22 protein-coding genes and 2 pseudogenes are annotated in these 19,221 nt (G+C 27.9%); 10 read left to right on the top strand and 14 right to left on the bottom strand.

The window, feature by feature from the left end; genetic code table 4:
- The first annotated feature begins 57 nt into the window (after positions 1-57).
- From SDAV_RS05420 to SDAV_RS14635, 6 genes and pseudogenes are all read left to right on the top strand, one after another.
- Positions 58-261, top strand: coding sequence for a DUF2649 family protein (locus SDAV_RS05420; protein WP_114564839.1), 204 nt, complete (start codon positions 58-60; stop codon positions 259-261).
- The gene (locus SDAV_RS05425; protein WP_114564840.1) at positions 261-1,274 is read left to right on the top strand and encodes a hypothetical protein; all 1,014 of its coding nucleotides are present in this window, start codon (positions 261-263) and stop codon (positions 1,272-1,274) included. The genes SDAV_RS05420 and SDAV_RS05425 overlap by 1 nt, the downstream gene beginning before the upstream one ends.
- Positions 1,267-1,662, top strand: coding sequence for a hypothetical protein (locus SDAV_RS05430; protein ID WP_114564841.1), 396 nt, complete (start codon positions 1,267-1,269; stop codon positions 1,660-1,662). Before SDAV_RS05425 ends, SDAV_RS05430 begins: the two co-directional genes overlap by 8 nt.
- Positions 1,662-1,898 carry a hypothetical protein gene (locus SDAV_RS05435; protein ID WP_114564842.1) on the top strand — a complete coding sequence of 79 codons (237 nt, stop codon included), beginning with the start codon at positions 1,662-1,664 and terminating at the stop codon, positions 1,896-1,898. Before SDAV_RS05430 ends, SDAV_RS05435 begins: the two co-directional genes overlap by 1 nt.
- A gap of 11 nt (positions 1,899-1,909) precedes the next feature.
- Positions 1,910-2,155 (top strand): hypothetical protein, encoded by a 246-nt coding sequence (locus tag SDAV_RS05440; protein ID WP_222611601.1) that lies wholly within the window; start codon positions 1,910-1,912, stop codon positions 2,153-2,155.
- Positions 2,155-4,255 (top strand): annotated as a pseudogene (locus SDAV_RS14635) (spiroplasma phage ORF1-like family protein). The gene SDAV_RS05440 and the pseudogene SDAV_RS14635 overlap by 1 nt, the downstream one beginning before the upstream one ends.
- A gap of 156 nt (positions 4,256-4,411) precedes the next feature.
- Here the strand turns inward: SDAV_RS14635 and SDAV_RS05455 are convergent.
- Positions 4,412-4,615 carry a lipoprotein gene (locus tag SDAV_RS05455; protein ID WP_114564844.1) on the bottom strand — a complete coding sequence of 68 codons (204 nt, stop codon included), beginning with the start codon at positions 4,613-4,615 and terminating at the stop codon, positions 4,412-4,414.
- 116 nt (positions 4,616-4,731) lie between these two features.
- On the opposite strand from SDAV_RS05455, the gene SDAV_RS12625 reads away from it, so the two are divergent.
- Both SDAV_RS12625 and SDAV_RS14640 read left to right on the top strand, forming a co-directional pair.
- On the top strand, positions 4,732-5,376 hold the full coding sequence (locus SDAV_RS12625) for a hypothetical protein (protein ID WP_222611602.1): 645 nt from the start codon (positions 4,732-4,734) through the stop codon (positions 5,374-5,376).
- Between the two features lie 219 nt (positions 5,377-5,595).
- On the top strand, positions 5,596-5,826 hold the full coding sequence (locus SDAV_RS14640) for an integrase core domain-containing protein (protein WP_255401093.1): 231 nt from the start codon (positions 5,596-5,598) through the stop codon (positions 5,824-5,826).
- 302 nt (positions 5,827-6,128) lie between these two features.
- On the opposite strand, the gene SDAV_RS13200 is transcribed toward SDAV_RS14640, so the two are convergent.
- The 4 genes and pseudogenes from SDAV_RS13200 to SDAV_RS13215 all read right to left on the bottom strand — a co-directional run.
- Positions 6,129-6,392, bottom strand: coding sequence for a hypothetical protein (locus SDAV_RS13200; protein ID WP_245938557.1), 264 nt, complete (start codon positions 6,390-6,392; stop codon positions 6,129-6,131).
- An 87-nt stretch (positions 6,393-6,479) separates the two neighbouring features.
- Positions 6,480-6,821 carry a hypothetical protein gene (locus SDAV_RS13205; protein WP_245938558.1) on the bottom strand — a complete coding sequence of 114 codons (342 nt, stop codon included), beginning with the start codon at positions 6,819-6,821 and terminating at the stop codon, positions 6,480-6,482.
- Positions 6,822-6,869: 48 nt separating this feature from the next.
- Positions 6,870-7,148, bottom strand: coding sequence for a PTS fructose transporter subunit IIB (locus SDAV_RS14425; RefSeq protein ID WP_334199352.1), 279 nt, complete (start codon positions 7,146-7,148; stop codon positions 6,870-6,872).
- Positions 7,143-7,520 (bottom strand): annotated as a pseudogene (locus tag SDAV_RS13215) (PTS sugar transporter subunit IIA); the annotation flags it as partial. The pseudogene SDAV_RS13215 and the gene SDAV_RS14425, both read right to left, overlap by 6 nt.
- 202 nt (positions 7,521-7,722) lie before the next feature.
- On the opposite strand from SDAV_RS13215, the gene SDAV_RS13220 reads away from it, so the two are divergent.
- Complete coding sequence (locus SDAV_RS13220) at positions 7,723-8,040, top strand: hypothetical protein (RefSeq protein ID WP_245938559.1); 318 nt, start codon at positions 7,723-7,725, stop codon at positions 8,038-8,040.
- A 109-nt stretch (positions 8,041-8,149) separates the two neighbouring features.
- Here the strand turns inward: SDAV_RS13220 and SDAV_RS14645 are convergent, their stop codons facing one another.
- Together SDAV_RS14645 and SDAV_RS13230 are read right to left on the bottom strand one after the other, a co-directional pair.
- The gene (locus tag SDAV_RS14645; protein ID WP_408641556.1) at positions 8,150-8,374 is read right to left on the bottom strand and encodes a hypothetical protein; all 225 of its coding nucleotides are present in this window, start codon (positions 8,372-8,374) and stop codon (positions 8,150-8,152) included.
- A 10-nt stretch (positions 8,375-8,384) separates the two neighbouring features.
- Positions 8,385-8,567: a hypothetical protein gene (locus tag SDAV_RS13230; protein WP_245938560.1), complete on the bottom strand. Its 183-nt coding sequence runs from the start codon at positions 8,565-8,567 to the stop codon at positions 8,385-8,387.
- A 157-nt stretch (positions 8,568-8,724) separates the two neighbouring features.
- Between SDAV_RS13230 and SDAV_RS05475 the strand changes: the two genes are divergently transcribed.
- Positions 8,725-9,219 carry a hypothetical protein gene (locus SDAV_RS05475; protein WP_114564845.1) on the top strand — a complete coding sequence of 165 codons (495 nt, stop codon included), beginning with the start codon at positions 8,725-8,727 and terminating at the stop codon, positions 9,217-9,219.
- Here SDAV_RS05475 and SDAV_RS05480 read toward each other — a convergent pair.
- The 7 genes from SDAV_RS05480 to rpoC form a co-directional block, all read right to left on the bottom strand.
- Positions 9,212-10,222, bottom strand: coding sequence for a DUF3137 domain-containing protein (locus SDAV_RS05480; protein ID WP_114564846.1), 1,011 nt, complete (start codon positions 10,220-10,222; stop codon positions 9,212-9,214). The two genes, SDAV_RS05475 and SDAV_RS05480, sit on opposite strands and share 8 nt — an antisense overlap.
- A gap of 60 nt (positions 10,223-10,282) precedes the next feature.
- Entirely contained in the window at positions 10,283-10,897 is a 615-nt protein-coding gene (locus SDAV_RS05485) for a LemA family protein (RefSeq protein ID WP_114564847.1), read from the bottom strand.
- Positions 10,898-11,009: 112 nt separating this feature from the next.
- Complete coding sequence (gene tuf / locus SDAV_RS05490; RefSeq protein WP_114564848.1) at positions 11,010-12,200, bottom strand: elongation factor Tu; 1,191 nt, start codon at positions 12,198-12,200, stop codon at positions 11,010-11,012.
- A 118-nt stretch (positions 12,201-12,318) separates the two neighbouring features.
- Positions 12,319-14,397: an elongation factor G gene (gene fusA / locus SDAV_RS05495; RefSeq protein ID WP_114564849.1), complete on the bottom strand. Its 2,079-nt coding sequence runs from the start codon at positions 14,395-14,397 to the stop codon at positions 12,319-12,321.
- A gap of 21 nt (positions 14,398-14,418) precedes the next feature.
- The gene (gene rpsG / locus SDAV_RS05500; protein ID WP_114564850.1) at positions 14,419-14,886 is read right to left on the bottom strand and encodes a 30S ribosomal protein S7; all 468 of its coding nucleotides are present in this window, start codon (positions 14,884-14,886) and stop codon (positions 14,419-14,421) included.
- A 25-nt stretch (positions 14,887-14,911) separates the two neighbouring features.
- On the bottom strand, positions 14,912-15,334 hold the full coding sequence (gene rpsL / locus SDAV_RS05505; RefSeq protein ID WP_114564851.1) for a 30S ribosomal protein S12: 423 nt from the start codon (positions 15,332-15,334) through the stop codon (positions 14,912-14,914).
- Between the two features lie 133 nt (positions 15,335-15,467).
- Entirely contained in the window at positions 15,468-19,220 is a 3,753-nt protein-coding gene (gene rpoC, locus SDAV_RS05510) for a DNA-directed RNA polymerase subunit beta' (protein ID WP_114564852.1), read from the bottom strand.
- Between the last annotated feature and the right edge of the window lies 1 nt (position 19,221).

A 19,221-nucleotide genomic window follows, 5' to 3' on the forward strand; every position in this document is an offset into this window, starting at 1 on the left:
TGTTTTGTTTTTTGGAATGTTTTTTAAATTTATTCAAAAAATGTGAAGTTTTTAAAAATGCAAAATGATTGAATTAAATTAAAAGAGTTTTTTATTCATATATTTTTGTTTATAGATAAAACGAATGTTGAAAGTATTACAATGTGGAATTTAACGCAAAATGAATATTTAACTTTGATATTTGGTGTTTGAATTGTGATTTTGTTTTTAACTTGGTTTTTCTTGTGAATGGTTTTTAAAATAGTTGGGTATTTTAAATAATGAAAAAGTTTATATTTTTCTTTAAAAACTATTGTTATATTAGTGGTTCAATGTTTTTGTTTAGTTTAATTGATTTATTACTTTGGATAATTTCTTTGTATTGTGTTGGTTTAGTATTTTGATTGTTGTTTGCTTTGCAGTGTGTTTATTTTGTGTGATGATTGTGAAAAAATATTTTTTATCAGTTAAACGCTTTTCGGTTAGTAAATTTTGTTTGAGATAATCCGTTATCAGTTATTATTGGAAAGTTAGGGACCGGTAAAACATTACTTTTAACTTATTTGTCGCAAACTATGAAATTATTGAAAGATGAAATTTATAGTAATTATCCGTTAGAAGATGATAAAGTTAAAGTTTTAACATTTAAAAATTTAGATTTTACCGATCGAACAAAACCGGTTCCCCCAGATGATAGTGTTATTTTATTTGATGAAAGTTATTTGTATATTGATGGAACTAGTCCTCATGATGAGAAAAAAGTTCATAGTGGTAAAATACCGTGAATTGTTTTAGCGAGACATTTTGGACATCGTGCGTTGTTTACTGCTCAGCGTGAGGTTATGATTTGAAATAATATTCGCCAGTTAGCAAGTGGGATTATTATTCCAATTTCATTGAAAAAACCCGTTGATAAAAAAGGATTTAATTTTTTTAATCGTTTTTTTATTATGCGAATTGGGATTTTCCAAGATATAACGGATTATGAAATTTGAAAAACAAAATCAGTAGAACGAACAACAGAAGGTAAAAGAGCAAAACATAAGTCAGATGTTGGGTTAGGAATTCGGTTTTTTAAAATAATTATTCCGCTTGAATTTGCCAATAAGTACGATAGTCAATGGTTAAAGTTTGTGTGTGATTTAAAGAATGATGAAATTATTGATAAAAAATATTATTATTGGTCGGAAATTACAAAATTAAGTGTTAAAGAACGATTAGAATTGTTTGATATTGATATTTTGAAAAAGAATTTAAAACCTAAAAAAGAGAAAGGAAATGGTAAAGATGATTAATTTATTAGTTGAAAATAATAATAGTAATTGAAACAAGATTTTTAGTTTTGTTTTTGATATATTTTTGTTTATTTTTGATGTAATTTGAAATACAAAATTATCGATGTCAAATACATCGATTGCTTATTTTTTAGTCTTTTTTATGTTTATTAAGTTATCTATTTATGCAATTCATGGCACATCAACACAATATAATAATTTAGGTTCAACAGTTAATAATGGTGTTTCGCAAGTATATTCGTCAACTGTACGAAAAGTTATTAATGTTGGTAAAAATGTTTATCAAAATAGTAATAAGCAGCAAGTTAAAAAAGAACTTAAACGACAAAGTATTAGATATCAAGCAAAAAATATTAGAAGTACTAAATTTAAAGTAGATAAAAAGTAATGATTAAATTAGTTTTATTGGTTGCGGCAATCGCGATATTTGGAACTGGTTTTATTACTGTTATTATTAATCAATTTACATCGGCAAAAAATATTATTATGGATTTATATAATTCTGATACTTGGTTGATTTTATTATTTGGTAGAGTGGCAATTTTATTTAGCCATCCGTTAATGGTAACAATATCAGGTTTATATATTGTTGGGTTTATTGTTTCAAAAACATTGTATAGTTAGGAGTTAAGTTTATGAAAATTAAAATTTTAAAGTTTTTAAAAGAAAAATGATGAGAAATATTAGTATATATTTTAGTTGTTGGTTTTGGTTTTGGTTTATTTATTGGGTCAATTTACGATAAATGAGATAAATTAATTAATGAGTTTGGTATTTTATTCTGATATATGTTAGTTGCAAATTTGTATTTTTGATTTGAATTAGTTTGATGTATTTTATTTATAATTAATTTTAAAAAGAAGAAAGGTGGTAAAGAATAATGCGTAAGTCATTATCTTTATTTGCCATATTTATTTTAAGTTTTTTGGGTTTGGTTATTCCATTTATTACTTTAACGGCGTTTAGACCCTTAAATGAGGAGCATTATACGCTTAAACAAGAGAAATAGTACTAATAAAGGTATTAATGAAACTGATTTTATTAATACAATGTTTTTACGCAGTATTTTTTTTGAAAATTGATCGGAAACAAATTATTTTATTAATCCAACTTTAAAAACATCAAAAAAATTATCATTTAATGATAAATGGTATTTGGATTTTTTACAAGATAGTTATTCAACTGGTTTTTCTTATGATAAACCTAGTGATAAATTTATGTATTTATATAAAAATTGAGATAATTATGTTAGACAATATAACATTAATGAATTTTTTGATGTTGATAAAAAACAATTTTTAAGAGAGTTAACAAATTTTGTTTATTCATTTGTAAATAAATATAATTTAACATCAATTTTAAATAAATTAAAAACAAATATAACTGATTTTAAATTAGTTAATTTAAATTATGATTTTGATAATTGAAAATTAGTATCAAGTATTTTAGAAGAAGGAAATACTAAAAAATGATATATAGGTATCTTTAAAAAAGATAATAGATGAAATATTATAAAATGAAATGGTAATAAAGAATTTTATTCATATTATTATGATAAAATTTATCGTTGAGATGGTGAACGTCAACCACAAACGCCCCAAATTGATAACAATGGTAATGTTAAGTTTAAAATAGATATTTATAAACAAAAAGTTAAAGATTTTTTAAATAATTATTTAGATGTTATTATCCAAGAAAATATTAGAGTTCAACAAGGTGGCAGTTCGGATTATGAAAATCCGAATAAGGTTGGTACAAAGCGGATAATTTTTGATTTTGAAACGGTTGACGAGTTGGATGTTAAAAATATTAGAAAATCAATTTATCGGATGATTTTGACTGTTTATGAGGCAAATTTAATTATTTCTGGTAGTTTGGAATTAAATAATATTAATAATGATGATTTAAGTTTTAATTTTATTTTTATCCGAACGGGAACTGGTGAGGTTTTTAATTTTAATGGTTCAATTTATTCATCATTAAATAGTAAAGATTTAAAGTATTATTAACAGTTTATCGGTCAGTTTGATTTATCTAAGTTTTTACAGTCGTTTTTTGCAAGTGCTTTGGTTCCAGTGTTTCAAAATCGTAGTTCGTTTATTGAAAATGGATATATTGATAATTTACAATATGATACTGTTTTAGTTAACTTTTTTGCGTTAAAATTACAAAATTTTAATAATATTTTGTTGAGTGAGAATATTAACGATAAATTGCAATTTGATAAATTATTAAATAGTATGTTTAATATTTCACAGAAATTTTATACTAATTATTTACGTACGATTTTTGATTTAGAGAATAATACTTATGTTCAAGGTTATAATAAAAAATATGGTTTATTAGTAAATAATGGTTTTAAAATTTAACCACGATATTTTTATTTTTCGGATAAATATAAGCAATTAGATATTAAATTATATTCAGCATTTAAAAAACGGTTTTATACGATTAATAATTATGGTAGTGTTTTTAATTATGATTTTTCGGTTGCTAATAATTATGATATTAAGTTAAATTCGGGTTATGTTTTTGAAGATGCTTTAAAAGATAAATATGGTTTAAAGTATAAAAAAATTGAAGAACAAAAAATCGGTTATAATGTTTTTGAATTGCAAGATCAAAAAGAGAATGATATGTACCGATATTATGATTTTAATTTTGGAATTTATAACTGACAAGAGATTAATAATGGTGGGTTGTTTCCCGATAAACAATGATGACAAGTGCAATATGTAACGCCAGAGGGTTAATGAGATTTTGGTGCTCATATTAAAAGTGCGGTCATTTGAATTGTTAATACTATTCCGGGAGTTAAACAAGTTAACGAGTTAGCGAGTGGTGTTGGTAAGGTTTTTGAAACAGTATATAGTTTTTTTAGTCAAATATTTGAGGTATGAAAATTTAATCCAGCATTGTATAGTACAATAACAAATATTTTTTTATTAATTATTTTTATGAAATTTGTGCGATTAATATAAAAAGGACTTTGCTAGTCCTTTTATTCTTTTCAATTTGTATTTTACATGTTTTAGGGTTAATTGTTGGAATTTGTGATTCAGTAGGTTCAGCATTACCACTTCAAAAATAAACTTTATCATAATAATATGAATAAAATTCTTTATTACCATTTCATTTTATAATATTTCATCTATTTTTTTTAAAAGATACCCTATATATCATTTTTTAGTATTTCCTTCTTCTAAAATACTTGATACTAATTTTCAATTATTATTTTCTGGTGGTTTTTCTGCTAATTTATCATCATAACAAGCAATTAAGTTTGTTGTACTTGTTGCGGTTAATCCAATTGCTCCTATTATGCTAAGTCATTTTTTCATATATATTGCTCCTTTTTATTTTTTTATATATAATTGATTTTATCTTATATCAATTATATATCAATTATTCGTATTAAATATTAATTTTATATATTTTTGATGGTAGGTGTAAAATAATGAAATATATTATTAATAATTTTAATTTGTTTGATTTACAAGCAAAATTAAAGAGTTTTTTAAGTAAAAATTATAAAAATAAATATTATAAAAGAATAAAACAAAAAATATTTTCATATATTAATTTGTGTAATGATTATTATGTTAATAGTGGTAAATTTTTATTGAAAGATTTAATTAAAAAATATTTTAAAAATAAATTTTCAACTTTTTATTATTGAGCGAATAAAATTTTAATTGAATATAAAAATAATGATTTTGATGAATTATTATTAAAATCAACGTTACCACATAATATTAATTATCAATATAGTAATCATATTCGCAAAAATATTTGTGATTTATATTTTGAATATTGTAATAAGTGTGCTGGTGGTGTTTTATCTTTGTTTTATAATTTAAAAAAAGGAATTCATGGAGAAGAATTAAAAAATAAAGCACCAAAAAATTTAAAAATATTTTTTCGTTGACTTAAAAAAGATGAAAGATGATTAAAAATAAAAAATAAAATTAAAGAAATTAAAAAACAACATCCAAGATATGAAGTTAAAGAAATAGGTTTATTACAGATGGACGCTAAATATTTTGTACCAAGTAAATTTCCAGTTGATAAAAAGTATTATGTTTATGATTTTATTGATTAAAAAACAAGATTAGCATTAGGATATGTTTATGATAAATTAAGTATTGATAATGCTATTGCTGCTGTTAAAAAAGCAATTAGTGATTTTAAAAATATATTTGGTGTTAAAATAACACGAATTAGAACTGATAACGGTTCTTAATTTATTAATAATTATCGGAATAATCAAAAAAATACTGTTAAAGAAACTAATTTTACTCAATTTTTAATAGATAAAAATATTTTTCATCAGACAACACCGGTTCGTTCTCCACAGTCAAACGGTAAGATTGAAAGATTTCATCAAAATTATACTAAATTATTTGTATTTGAAGAAAAAATATTAAATGCAGTTAGTTTACAGAATAAATTAAATGATTATTATTATTTTTATAATTTTGAAAGAGTACATAAGTCTTTAAATTTTCAGACACCATTTAATTTTTTGAATAGTTTAAGTTTAATTAAATAATTTTAAATTATTAAGTTTTTGTGTTTAAACTAAATAAGTTTATTATATTTTAATTAATTAATAATATGTAAATTAACTTATAAAATATGTCATTAAAATAATAAAATATGTATTTATTAATTAAAATTTAATAAATTATTTTTTAGTGTGTTTAATTTTATATTTTTTATTTATTTATTTTATGATATTTTTATAATTATAAATAAATATTTTTATTATTTTTGTTATTTTCTTGTAAGTTATCTTTATCTTGATTTTTATTCTTATTTACTGTTTTTTGCTTTTTGTGTTTTTTTCTTGACTTACCAATTTTTTGCCATAAACTTTATTAATGGTTTTAATCCTTTTGGAACATTTAAACTATTAATTCATTTAACAGTATATCCAACTGCTAATCCAGCTGCAATTGCTCCAACGAATCCAGTTGGAGTATTAACTGCTTCAATTCCTGGTAAAGGATAAAAGTTAGAAGCATTATTTCCAATAAATGAAACAACTAAAGCTGGAACAATTGCTGAACGACCAGCAATTGAATTAGCAATAAATTCTCCCAAAATTGGAATCATTAATGTAAAGGCTGATACCCATATAACATTAAGATAATAGAAAAAGTTTTTTGGGTCAGTTAATGGGTCAGTATAAAATATTTCTCCTTAATGTGCTGTTGTTTCGCTAGCATCAGGAATTCAACCCATTCCTTTTAATGAACCATGAAAATTATCATAGTTGGGGCCATAAATTGCTTTTGCTAATCCTAATGAAATAGCAATAAAAATTCCTCCTAAAATAACAATTGTAACCATATATGAAACCCCAGCCATTAAGTGTTTCATTACTCCAACTTTTTGGTTGCTACCATTAGCACCCTTAGTAATAAATTCTCCAGTTGGTTGCACTTTTCATTCTTTTAGAGCGGCATTAATAAACCCTTCTGGATCTTTAATTGCTTTTGCAACTGGACAGTTATAAACTTTTTTTTCACTAAATCTTTCCATATCAAGTCCAATATCCGTTGCAGCAATGATTACTTCGGCTTCTTTAATTTATCCCTCTGTAAAATCATTGCGAACACCTTCAGCTGCATGTGTTTCAACTTTAATGTCGTATCCCATTTTAGGAACAGTTTGGTTTAATTTATCCGCAGCTAAAAAAGTATGCGCTACTCCTGTTGCACAAGCTGTCATTGCTAAAAGCAACGGCTTTTGACCAGTTGGAGTCGTTTTGGTTGGAACCTCTTCTTTTCCAATTCCAGTTAATAATGCTGCTGAAATTTTTGCTTTGTCTGTTTCAAATTTCATTGCTTTTTTAAAATCTTCATCCATTAATTTTCGTGCTAATTCACTTAAAATTCCTAAATGAATTTCTCCTGATTTATCTTCAGGAATAATTAAAGCAATGGCAACTTTCGTTGGTTTTCCATCCATTGCATTTCAATCAACATCATTTTTGAAACGAATAAATAAAACCGCTGAATTTGTAACAGCACTAATTCGTGCATTAGGAATTGCAAAACCATCTTCAAAACCTGTTTAAGATTCTTTTTCTCGGGCCTCAAAACCTTTAACAAGTTTATTGCGGTCAGAAACATATCCAAGATTTTCAGCTAATTGAGCAAGTTCTAAAAAAGTTTCTTCTTTAGTTTTAGCTGTTGAATCTAAAATAATATGTTTTTCATTAAAAATGTTATTATACATATACTTTTTTTTCCTTCCATTTATAGTTTACTATTTTAAAATTAAAACTGAATAATTTTATTTAAAAAAATCTATTTTTAAATATAAAATGTAATTTTTTTTCTATAAAATTAAAATTTAATAGGTGTCATTTTTTTTAGTTAAAAAAGAGCAAAAATTTGAATTTTTGCTCTTTTTTAAATTTATCTTTTATAACTTAATAATGCTTTTACCCTTAACATTTATTGTTAATTTTTGTGCTAATTCCACAATTATTGCTGATTCACCTGCTAAAAGTTCTGTTGTTCCGATGGTTATTTTTCCTTCAACAACTGTTACTTGTGCTCATTTTATAGTATTTAAATCAAGTTCTCGTGTTTTTGTTAATAAATGTAATGTAAAATATTCATTATCAATTAAAATTCCTTCATTACGATGAGCAATTTGATTAGTTGAATCAGGAACTGTTGTTACATCAAAACATTCTTGTAAATGAAGCGGACGAAAGTTTCCATATTTATCAGCACGATCAAAGCCATAAAAACGATATGTTATATCTGATGAACGTTGTAATTCAAAAACTGTTACACCTGGGGTAATGGAATGAACTTTACCTGGAGGAACATATAAAAAATCCCTTTTTTGTACTTTTACTTCTGTAAATAATTGTGCTCATGCCTTTTTTCAACCAATTGAATTAATTCTGCTTTTGTTTGAGCATAATGTCCATAAATCATTTTAGCATCAATAGGGCAATCAAGGATATATCAGCATTCAGGTTTACCTAATATTTTGTTATGTTTTAAGCTATATTCATCATCAGGATGAACTTGAACTGATAAATAATCATTTGCTGTAATAATTTTGGATAATAAAGAAAATTCTTTATCAGTAGTTCCAAAATATTATGGATGATTTACAAAAAATGTTTTTAATGATACTCCCCGTCTCAGAACCATTCGCAATATAACTCATTCCATTATCTAATGCACTAATCACTCATGCTTCACCATATAAGTCATTTGTTGGCAATTGAAAACCAAAATCCGCTAATTTTTGCCCCCTCATAAACGTTCTGAAAAATATGGTGTCACTTTAATTACTTTATACATAAATGTCCTCCTCATTTTTTCTATTATATTAAACCACAAAAACTGAAAAAATAATATTATCATTAAAATTTATAGTAAGATATATTTAGTTAATAAAATGATTGGAGTCAACAATGGAAATTATTCGTATTCGAAGTTATCTTAAAAAAATTAAATGGCATTTATTATGACTTTTTGCTGCATTAGGTATTGTAACAATTATTTTTATAATTATTTTCCTAGCATTAAAAAACATGTCATCACAAGATAAATTAATTTATTGTTCAATTTTTCTTGTGGTTAATTTAATTATATTATTTATTAATTATTTAATTATTAAAAACCCCTTTATTTTTTCAAAAATTTATTATTATGACAACAACAAAAATCGATTACGTTTAAGTTTATATTTTTATTTTTTTGTTTTAATCATTACAATTGTTTTCTTCTTTTTAACTTTAATTTCCATCCAACTAATTTTAAAAAGAACTTTTAGTCTTGTAATTAAACGATTGTGATATGTTGGCTTAGGATATGCTCTATGAAGTTGTAGTATTATTGGTGGATTTAATATCATTAATTTAATTATTTTAAATAAACCCATTCCACCACAAAAATCTACTACCTAAAATCATACACTAAAACTCATTGCAAAACAGTCAATAATCATTCAATGTCTTGATGAATAACATCAATAATATTTGTCAAAATATCTTGATAAGTTCCAATAAAATAGAATCCAAGTAGTCGTCCTTGAGGGTCATCAAAACTATTAACAAAATAATTATCAAAAACAATTGTCAAGCTCCCATCATCAAAGTACATTGTTGGGATTTTTGTTTCTTCTTTTGCTAACTCAATTAAATTGACTATTACTTTTGGTGTTAATAATTTTCGTATTAAAATTTGGTCATTTGCATTAACAGCAAACATTTTTTCAAATTCTGTTGATTCTAATGTTGTATTATCTCTTGTTTTAAAAATTTTTAAGAAGGTGTGCATTGCTTTAATTGTAGCAACTAATTCTGGCATTTGCTTAACATCAAGCGTCAAATATGGATATCGCGTATAAGTAACTTCTTCATCTTTACCTCAACCATTCACTTCGCGTCGTGTCAATGTTCCAAATGAGTAATTAATATCATTTTCATAAAAATTAATAACATAGTCTTCTTTAAGATCTTTCGTATTAGGTACTCCCATGCGTGGAAAAAGATTAAATTTTTGAGTAATAGTAACAATTTGATATTGTTTTTTTGCCAAAGCATTAAGACCAATTTGATAAAATTTCTCAAACGGTAGTTCTTGCATAATAATTTTTTGTAATTTTGCTGCTTGATAATACTTTGTAAATAATCAAATACCTAAACTTAAAGTAACTAAACTACTAAAAACTAAAATAATTTTGCCAACAATACCTAATTCTAATAATCCTTTTAAAAAACTAACTGGAATTCCCATAATTATTGCTAATAATAAAAACCACAATAAAAAAGTAATAACAACTAAGATAAAATTCAAAAAGATATACCGCTTTTTAAAATATTTAAAATTAATATTTTTTATTTTATGTTTTTGCATTAACATTTGAAAATCATGTTCAATAATTGTTTCTAAATCTGATTTAATCATTCTTATTTTATCCTTTTATATTTTTTTAATTAATTAAAAAATAGAATTAAACCAAAATAATTATTGGCCTAAATCTATCTTAACATCTTGACGATCAGCAGCATTAGCTTCAAAATATAAGAATGTACTTAATTTTAATGAACTTGCTGCAACATTTGATGGCCATGTTTTTAAACTAGCATTAAAGTCACGAACTGCTGAATTATAAAAACGTCGTGCAGCGGCAATATTATCTTCACAATCTCTAATTCCTGCTTGTAATTCAATTACACTGTTATTAGCTTTTAAATCTGGATAATTTTCTAATAATACATTAATTTTACCAGCTTGACTTGTAACAGCATTATTAACTTGCTCTAATTCATTCACATTTAAGTTTTTATTTGCTTGACTACGTAATTCAACAACTGTTGTTAAAGTATCTTTTTCATATTTCATATATTGCTTTGTGCTATCAATTAATTTTGTTAACATATCAATTCTTCGTTTTAATTGAACATCAATGTCAGAAGCTGTTTCTTCAATTTTTTCTTTATTTCTAATTAAATTATTTCTTGATAAAATAAATAAGAAAATTGGGATAATTAAAATAAATCAAATGTATACAAAGAATTTTCCTCAAAAACTACTTGTTGCTGGAACTTCCGCATTATTAACTGTTGGATTATATCCCATTGTTACTACTCCTTTCAGAACTTATCTAATATTGTATAAGAAAAAAATATAAAAACAAGATTAATTATAATTAATAAAAAAATAACTCTCTTTGAGTTATTTTTTAATGTTATTATTTACTAATTGAAACAACTGTTCCGGCACCAATTGTACGTCCACCTTCACGAATTGAGAATTTTGTTCCTTCTTCAATCGCAACTGGGGCAATTAATTCAACTGTCATTTCAACATTATCCCCTGGCATAACCATTTCAACACCACTTGGTAATTTAATTGAACCTGTAACATCAGTTGTACGGAAGTAAAATTGTGGACGGTAGTTTCCGAAGAATGGTGTATGACGTCCACCTTCTTCTTTTGTTAAAACATAAACTTGTGTTTTAAATTCTTTATGTGGTTTAACTGAACCTGGTTTAGCAATAACTTGCCCACGTTCAACATCACTACGATCAACTCCGCGTAATAAAACCCCAACATTATCTCCAGCTTTAGCATCATCTAATAATTTTCTAAACATTTCTAAACCTGTTGCAACAACTTTTTTAGTTTCATTTTTTAATCCAACGATTTCGACTTCTTCATTAACTTTAACAATTCCACGTTCAACACGACCTGTTGCCACTGTTCCACGACCTGTAATTGTGAAAACATCTTCAACTGGCATCATAAATGGTTTAGCAGTATCTCTTTCTGGTTCTGGAATTCATTCATCAATTGCGTTCATTAATTCCATAATTTTTTCTTCTCATTGAGCATCACCTTCAAGAGCTTTTAAAGCTGATCCTCTAATAACTGGTGTTTTTTCACCATCAAAACCATATTCGCTTAATAGATCTCTAACTTCCATTTCGATTAAATCCATCATTTCAGTATCGCCATCCATCATATCACATTTGTTTAAGAAAACAACCATTTTTGGTACACCAACTTGTCTTGATAATAAGATATGTTCTCTTGTTTGAGGCATTGGCCCATCTGTTGCTGCAACAACTAAAATTGCACCATCCATTTGTGCAGCACCTGTAATCATGTTTTTAACATAATCGGCATGCCCAGGACAGTCTACGTGCGCATAGTGTCTTTTATCAGTACGATATTCAACGTGTGAAGTATTAATTGTAATCCCACGTTCTTTTTCTTCAGGAGCTTTATCAATATTGTCATATTTTTGGGCTTCTGCAAATCCTTTTTTAGCTAATACAGTTGTAATAGCTGCTGTTAAAGTAGTTTTACCATGGTCAACGTGGCCAATTGTTCCAACATTTACGTGTGGTAAACTTCTATCAAATTTTTGTTTTGCCATTTTAATCTTTTCCTCCTATATTTTTAATTAATAGACAAATGTCATAACTATTGTAAATTAATTCTTTTTACTTTGCAATCTTTTTTTAGTAATGGTAGATTAAACCATTGTGTAATAATTAATCTGTTGATTTTCCTGCTTTTTTAATAATTTCTTCGGTAATTGACTTTGGTGCTTCTTGGTAATGTGAAAACAACATTGTATAAGTTCCCCGTCCTTGGGTAAAACTTCGTAAGTCAGTTGCATATCCAAACATTTCTGATAATGGAACTTTTGCCTTTACAACTTGGGCATTTCCACGTTGATCATTTCCTTCAATTTGACCACGACGTGAAGATAAGTTTCCCATTACATCCCCATAGTATTCTTCTGGAACAGTAACTTCAACAGCCATAATTGGTTCTAAAATAACTGGTTTACATTTTTTAGCGGCTTCTTTTAAAGCTAAACTAGCGGCAAACTCATAAGCCATTTGTGATGAATCGACATCATGGTATGACCCATCATATAATGTTGCTTTAATATCAATCATTGGATATCCTGCTAATTTTCCTGTTTGCATTGACTCTTCTAAACCTTTTTTAACTGAACCAATGAATTCTTTTGGAATTTTTCCACCAACAATTGCGTCAACAAACTCAAATCCTTTATCATGATTTGGTTCAAACTTAATTCATACGTGTCCATATTGTCCACGTCCTCCTGATTGTTTAATGTATTTTCCTTCTACTTCAGCACTATCTTTAAATGTTTCACGATATGAAACTTGTGGTGCTCCAACATTAGTTTCCACTTTAAATTCACGTTTCATTCGATCAACTAAAATATCCAAGTGTAGTTCTCCCATTCCAGCAATAATTGTTTGCCCTGTTTCTTCATCTGTTCATGTTCGGAAAGTTGGATCTTCTTCTGCTAATTTTTGTAATGCTAAACTCATTTTTTCTTGATCAGCTTTTGTTTTTGGTTCTAAAGCTAAGTTAATAACTGGTTCTGGGAAAACCATTGATTCTAAGATTACTTCATTTTTTTCATCACAAAGCGTATCTCCCGTTGTTGTTAATTTCAAACCAACTGCTGCTGCAATATCACCAGCATACACTGCTTCAATTTCTTCACGATTATTAGCATGCATTTTTAACAAACGACCAATACGTTCTGTTTTATCTTTTGTTGAGTTTAATACAGAACTTCCTTTTTTTAACACTCCAGAGTAAACCCGAAAGAATGTTAATTTCCCAACAAATGGGTCTGTCATAATTTTAAATGCTAATGCTGAAAATGGTTCACTATCATCAGCATGACGTTCAACTTCAGTCCCATCTTCTAGAACACCTTTAATTGATGGAATATCAAGTGGTGAAGGTAAATAATCAATTACCCCATCCAACATTAATTTAACTCCTTTGTTTTTAAAAGCACTTCCACAAAAGACTGGGAAAAAATCACCAGTTAATGTTGCAGTACGAATTGCACTTTTAATTTCTGGAATTGAAATATCATTACCATCCAAGTATTTCATCATTAAATCTTCATCAAAGTTAACCGCTGCTTCAATTAATTTCATTCGGTATTCTTCAACTAAGTCTTTTAAATCATCTGGGATTGGAATTTCTTTTGCTTCTTCGTTTGCTGCTCCATCATAATGATGAGCTTTTCGTTCAACGATATCAATAATTCCTGTAAACTGGTCTTCAGCTCCAATTGGAATTTGAACTGGATGAGCATTTGCTTGTAAACGGTCATGAATTGTTTTTACTGAGTATAAAAAGTCAGCTCCAATTTTATCCATTTTATTAACAAATACAATCCGTGGTACACCATATGTAGTTGCTTGACGTCAAACCATTTCTGTTTGAGGTTCAACTCCTGATTGTCCATCAAGAACAGCTACTGCTCCATCTAACACACGTAATGATCTTTCTACTTCAACAGTAAAATCAACGTGCCCTGGAGTATCAATAATATTTAAGCGCATATTTTTTCAAAACGCCGTTGTTGCCGCAGAAGTAATTGTAATTCCACGTTCTTGTTCTTGAGCCATTCAATCCATTTGGCTAGCTCCATCATGGGTTTCACCAATTTTATGAATTTTCCCAGTATGGAATAAAATGCGTTCTGTTGTTGTAGTTTTTCCAGCATCAATATGTGCCATAATTCCAATATTTCTCGTATTTTCTAGATAATATTCTCTTGCCATTTTTCTTTTCCTTTCTATTTTTTATCAACGATAATGAGCAAAAGCCTTATTAGCTTCCGCCATTTTATGAGTATCATCTTTTTTCTTAACTGCTCCCCCAATTCCATTTGAAGCATCAATAATTTCATTTGCTAAACGATCAATCATACTTTTTTCATTACGTAATCTTGCATAATTAATTAATCATCTTAATCCTAACGTAACTTTACGATCTTCATTTACTTCAATTGGAACTTGGTAATTAGCTCCCCCAATTCGGCGAACTTTTAATTCTAAATGTGGAGTAATGTTTTCAATTGCTTTATTAAAAACTTCTAACGGTTCAGTATTTGTTTTTTCTTTAACAATCTCAAATGCTCCATATAAAATTGTTTGAGCAACTCCTCTTTTCCCATCAATCATAATTTTATTAATTGCACGTGTTACTAATTTTGAACTATAAATTGGATCTGGTAAAACATCTCTTTTCTCTGCTTGGCGTTTACGCATCGTAATAATCCTCCTTTCTGTTTAATTAAGATTTTGCAGCTTTTGGTCTTTTTGTTCCATATAGTGATCTTCCTTGTTGGCGGTTATTAACTCCAGCAGTATCTAAAGTACCACGAATAATATGGTAACGAACCCCTGGTAAATCTTTAACCCTTCCACCACGGATTAATACAACACTATGTTCTTGTAAGTTATGTCCTTCACCAGGAATATATGCTGTTACTTCCATTCCGTTTGTTAAACGCACACGAGCATATTTTCGTAACGCTGAGTTCGGTTTTTTTGGTGTCATTGTTGCAACCCTTGTACAAACACCTCTTTTTTGTGGTGCTGTAACATTAATAGGTTTTTTTTGTAAAGAGTTTAGCCCTCTGTTTAAAGCAGGAGCTTTTGTTTTTCACACTTTATATTTACGTGGTTTACGCACTAATTGATTAATTGTTGGCATTAATCTTTCTCCTTTCTTTTTCACATATCCGAGTGTATCAAAGAATACAATCCATGTATAATATTACATAAAACAAAAAATTAAGTCAAGATTTATTCTCAATATTCCCAAGAAAAAAGACCATTAGGTCTTTTTAGTATTCTTCAGCTTTTGCTGCAATTCCAGCCGTAATAATATCTTTGGGATTTTTTAATCCTGTTCCCGCCGGAATTAAATGTCCTAACATAATGTTTTCTTTTAAACCTTCTAAACAATCAACTTTGCCTTTAATAATGGCCTTAACCAATACTCGTGTTGTATCTTGGAATGACGCTGATGATAAGAATGACTCAGATTCTAATGGTGCTTTTTTAATTCCAAAAATAACATGTTTTGCTGTTGGCGGTTTTTTCATTGAACGAACAGCGTTAATTGTTTCATTACGATAGCGTTTAATTGTTACAATTTCTCCTGGTAATAATTCAGTATCACCAGCATCAATAATTTTAACTTTATTTAACATTTGTTTAATAATAATTTCAATATATTTATCAGAAATTTCAATTCCTTGTAAGCGATAAACTCGTTGTACTTCTTTTAAAATATAATTATGAACATCTTCAATTTTGGCAACTTCTAATAATTCTTTAATATTAATTGAACCTTCCGTCAATTTTTGACCACGAGCAACTTTGTCACCAATTTTAACTCTTAAAACAGCATTATATTGCGTTTTATATTTTCGTTCATCACTATCTGATTTAACATAAATGGTATGAATTCCACCTTCATCACGAATATCACTAATTTTTCCATCAATTTCAGAAATAACAGCAATTGATCCTTTTGGTGTGGTTACATCTAATAATTCTTTAATCCGTGGTAGCCCTTGGGTAATATCAGCTCCCCCAGCAACACCACCAGTATGGAATGTTCGCATTGTTAACTGTGTTCCTGGTTCTCCAATTGATTGCGCAGCAATTGTTCCAACTGCCTCACCAATTTCAACTTCCATTCCTGTAGCAAGGTTTTTCCCATAACAACGTTGGCAAACACCTTTTTCTGCTTCACAAGTTAAAACAGAACGGATAATAACTTCCTTAATATCATTATCAACAATTTTTCGACTATCTTCTTCAGTCAATAATGTATTAGCAGCAATAACTTCACCATTTTTTAATTTAATATCTTTTAAATTATAGCGACCAACTAAACGGTCAAATAATGGCACAATAATGTTAGCATGTTTTTGCTCAATAATATCTGATACAACAAAACCACGACGAGCATTACAATCTTTCACTGTAATAATAATTTCTTGTGAAACATCAACTAATCGTCTTGTTAAATATCCTGAGTCAGCTGTTTTTAAAGCAACATCAGCCATCCCTTTTCGTGCCCCATGGGTTGAAATAAAGAATTCTGACACTGTTAAACCTTCACGGAACGAAGACTTAATTGGTAATTCAATAATGTCTCCTTTTGGATTATTCATTAACCCCCGCATCCCAACTAATTGGGTAAAGTTTGAAACATTTCCCCGTGCTCCTGAATCCGCCATCATAAAGATTGGATTTTTTGGGTCTTCACGTAAAACATGTTCTAATTCAGTTTGAATGTTATCTTTAACTTTTGATCATACACTAATAATGCGGTGTTGTTTTTCACGACTGGTCAACATTCCCATTTTAAAGTAATCATTAATTTCTTTTACCTTTTGATCTGTCGCTTTAAATTCTTCTTGTTTTTTATAATAAACTTTAACATCGCCTGCTGATACTGTTACTCCTGATTTCCCTGAATATTTGAAACCAAGATTTTTCATGTTATCTAACATTTCAGCAGTCTTATTAGCTCCATATTGTTTAAAGTAGCGATCAATAATATTTGATAAATCTTTTTTCTTAAATGGTGGATTAACTTTTCAACTCGCTAAATATTCAACTAAATTAACATTGTCTTTAATTAATGAGCGAGCAGGTAATGCTGTTAAATTTTCAACATTCGGTTCATTTAAGTATGGAAACTCTTCTTTAAAAATTTGATTAAAAATAATTTTTCCTGGGGTTGTAATAATATAATCTTTCATTTGTTCTGGTTTAAATTTTTTATTTACAAAACCAACAACAGGAATAGCAACTAAAGCATGTAAAGCGACAGCTCCAGTTTCATATGCAATAACAGCTTCATTTAAATCTTTAAAGATTGTTCCTTCCCCTAATTGTCCTTTTTCTTCATATGTTAAATAATAATTCCCTAACACCATATCTTGGGTTGGTGTAACAATTGGTTTACCATCTTTTGGTCCTAAAATATTTCGACTTCCTAACATTAAACTTCGTGCTTCAGCAACTGCTTCTTCTGTAATTGGGACATGAACCGCCATTTGGTCACCATCAAAGTCAGCATTAAAAGCAGTTGTTACTAATGGATGTAATCTAATTGCTTTTCCTTTGACTAATTTTGGTTCAAATGCTTGAATTCCTAATCGGTGTAGCGTTGGCGCACGGTTTAATAACACTGGACGAGTCTTAATAACTTCTTCTAAAACTTCTCATACTTTATCATCTTGATTTAAAATTAATTTTTCCGCAACTTTAATATTTGCTGCTAAACCATCTTTAACTAATTTGCTAATAACAAATGGTTTAAATAATGTAATGGCCATATCACGCGGCAACCCACATTGATACATTTTTAAGTCAGGTCCAATTGCAATAACTGACCGTCCTGAATAGTCAACTCGTTTTCCTAATAAGTTTTGACGGAAACGACCTTGTTTTCCTTTTAAAATACTTGTTAATGATTTTAATGGTCGTTTATCTTTTCCCGTTACTGGTCGTGCCTTACGTTCATTATCTAATAAAGCATCAACAGCTTCTTGTAGCATCCTTTTTTCATTATTAACAATAACACTTGGTGCTCCCATTGCTTTAACTTTTTTTAATCGTTCATTTCTAATAATAATTCGACGATATAAATCATTAATTTCTGATGTTGTAAAACGACCACCATCTAGTTGAATAATTGGACGAATATCTGGTGGAATGACTGGCACTGCTCGTAAAATCATTCATTCTGGTCGTGAACCTGATTTTTTTAATGAATCTAAAACTTCTAAACGTTTCATTAATTTATTTTGATCTAATTGTGTTTTTTTATCTTTTAAATCTTGCTTAATTTTTTCAATTTCATCATCAATGTTTAGATTTTTTAATAATACTTCAACAGCTTCTGCTCCAATTCCAAATCGTGCATTAGTATGACGATTAATGAACTGAGCACATTCATCCATTGAAAATGGCAATGAAGTATTTTTTAAATCTTCAATCATTGTTTCTCCCACTTCATAAGCAATTGTGTTAGGTTCTAGTGTATCTAAAATTTCACGCAATGTCTTTGTTAATCGTTGACGTGTTTGTGCTGATGTTTTAGCATTTCCTAAATCTAATACCATTTTTTGTTTCAATGATTTTGCATCACCAGCATCTAATACAATATATGAAACAAAGTAAACAACTTCTTCAAGTTCTTTTGTTTTCATATCTAAAATTAAAGCAATTCGACTAGGTGCTGCTTTTAACATTCAAATATGTGTTACTGGTTCTTCTAATTCAATATGCCCCATTCGTTCACGACGAACAATCGCTTCAGTAATTTCTACTCCACAACGTTCACAAATTTTTCCCTTATTTTTTGATTTTTTGTACTTCCCACAAGCACATTCAAAATTTTTGGTTGGACCAAAAATCTTTTCATCAAATAATCCATCGCGTTCTGGTTTTAATGTTTTATAATTAATTGTTTCTGGTTTTTTTACTTCCCCATATGATCAACTACGAATATCATTAGGGTTTGCTAAGCCGATTTTAATCATACGATTATTTTTTTCATTATTTTTAATCATT

The organism is Spiroplasma phoeniceum P40, from assembly GCF_003339775.1.
GTDB classification, from domain to species: domain Bacteria; phylum Bacillota_I; class Bacilli_A; order Mycoplasmatales; family Mycoplasmataceae; genus Spiroplasma; species Spiroplasma phoeniceum.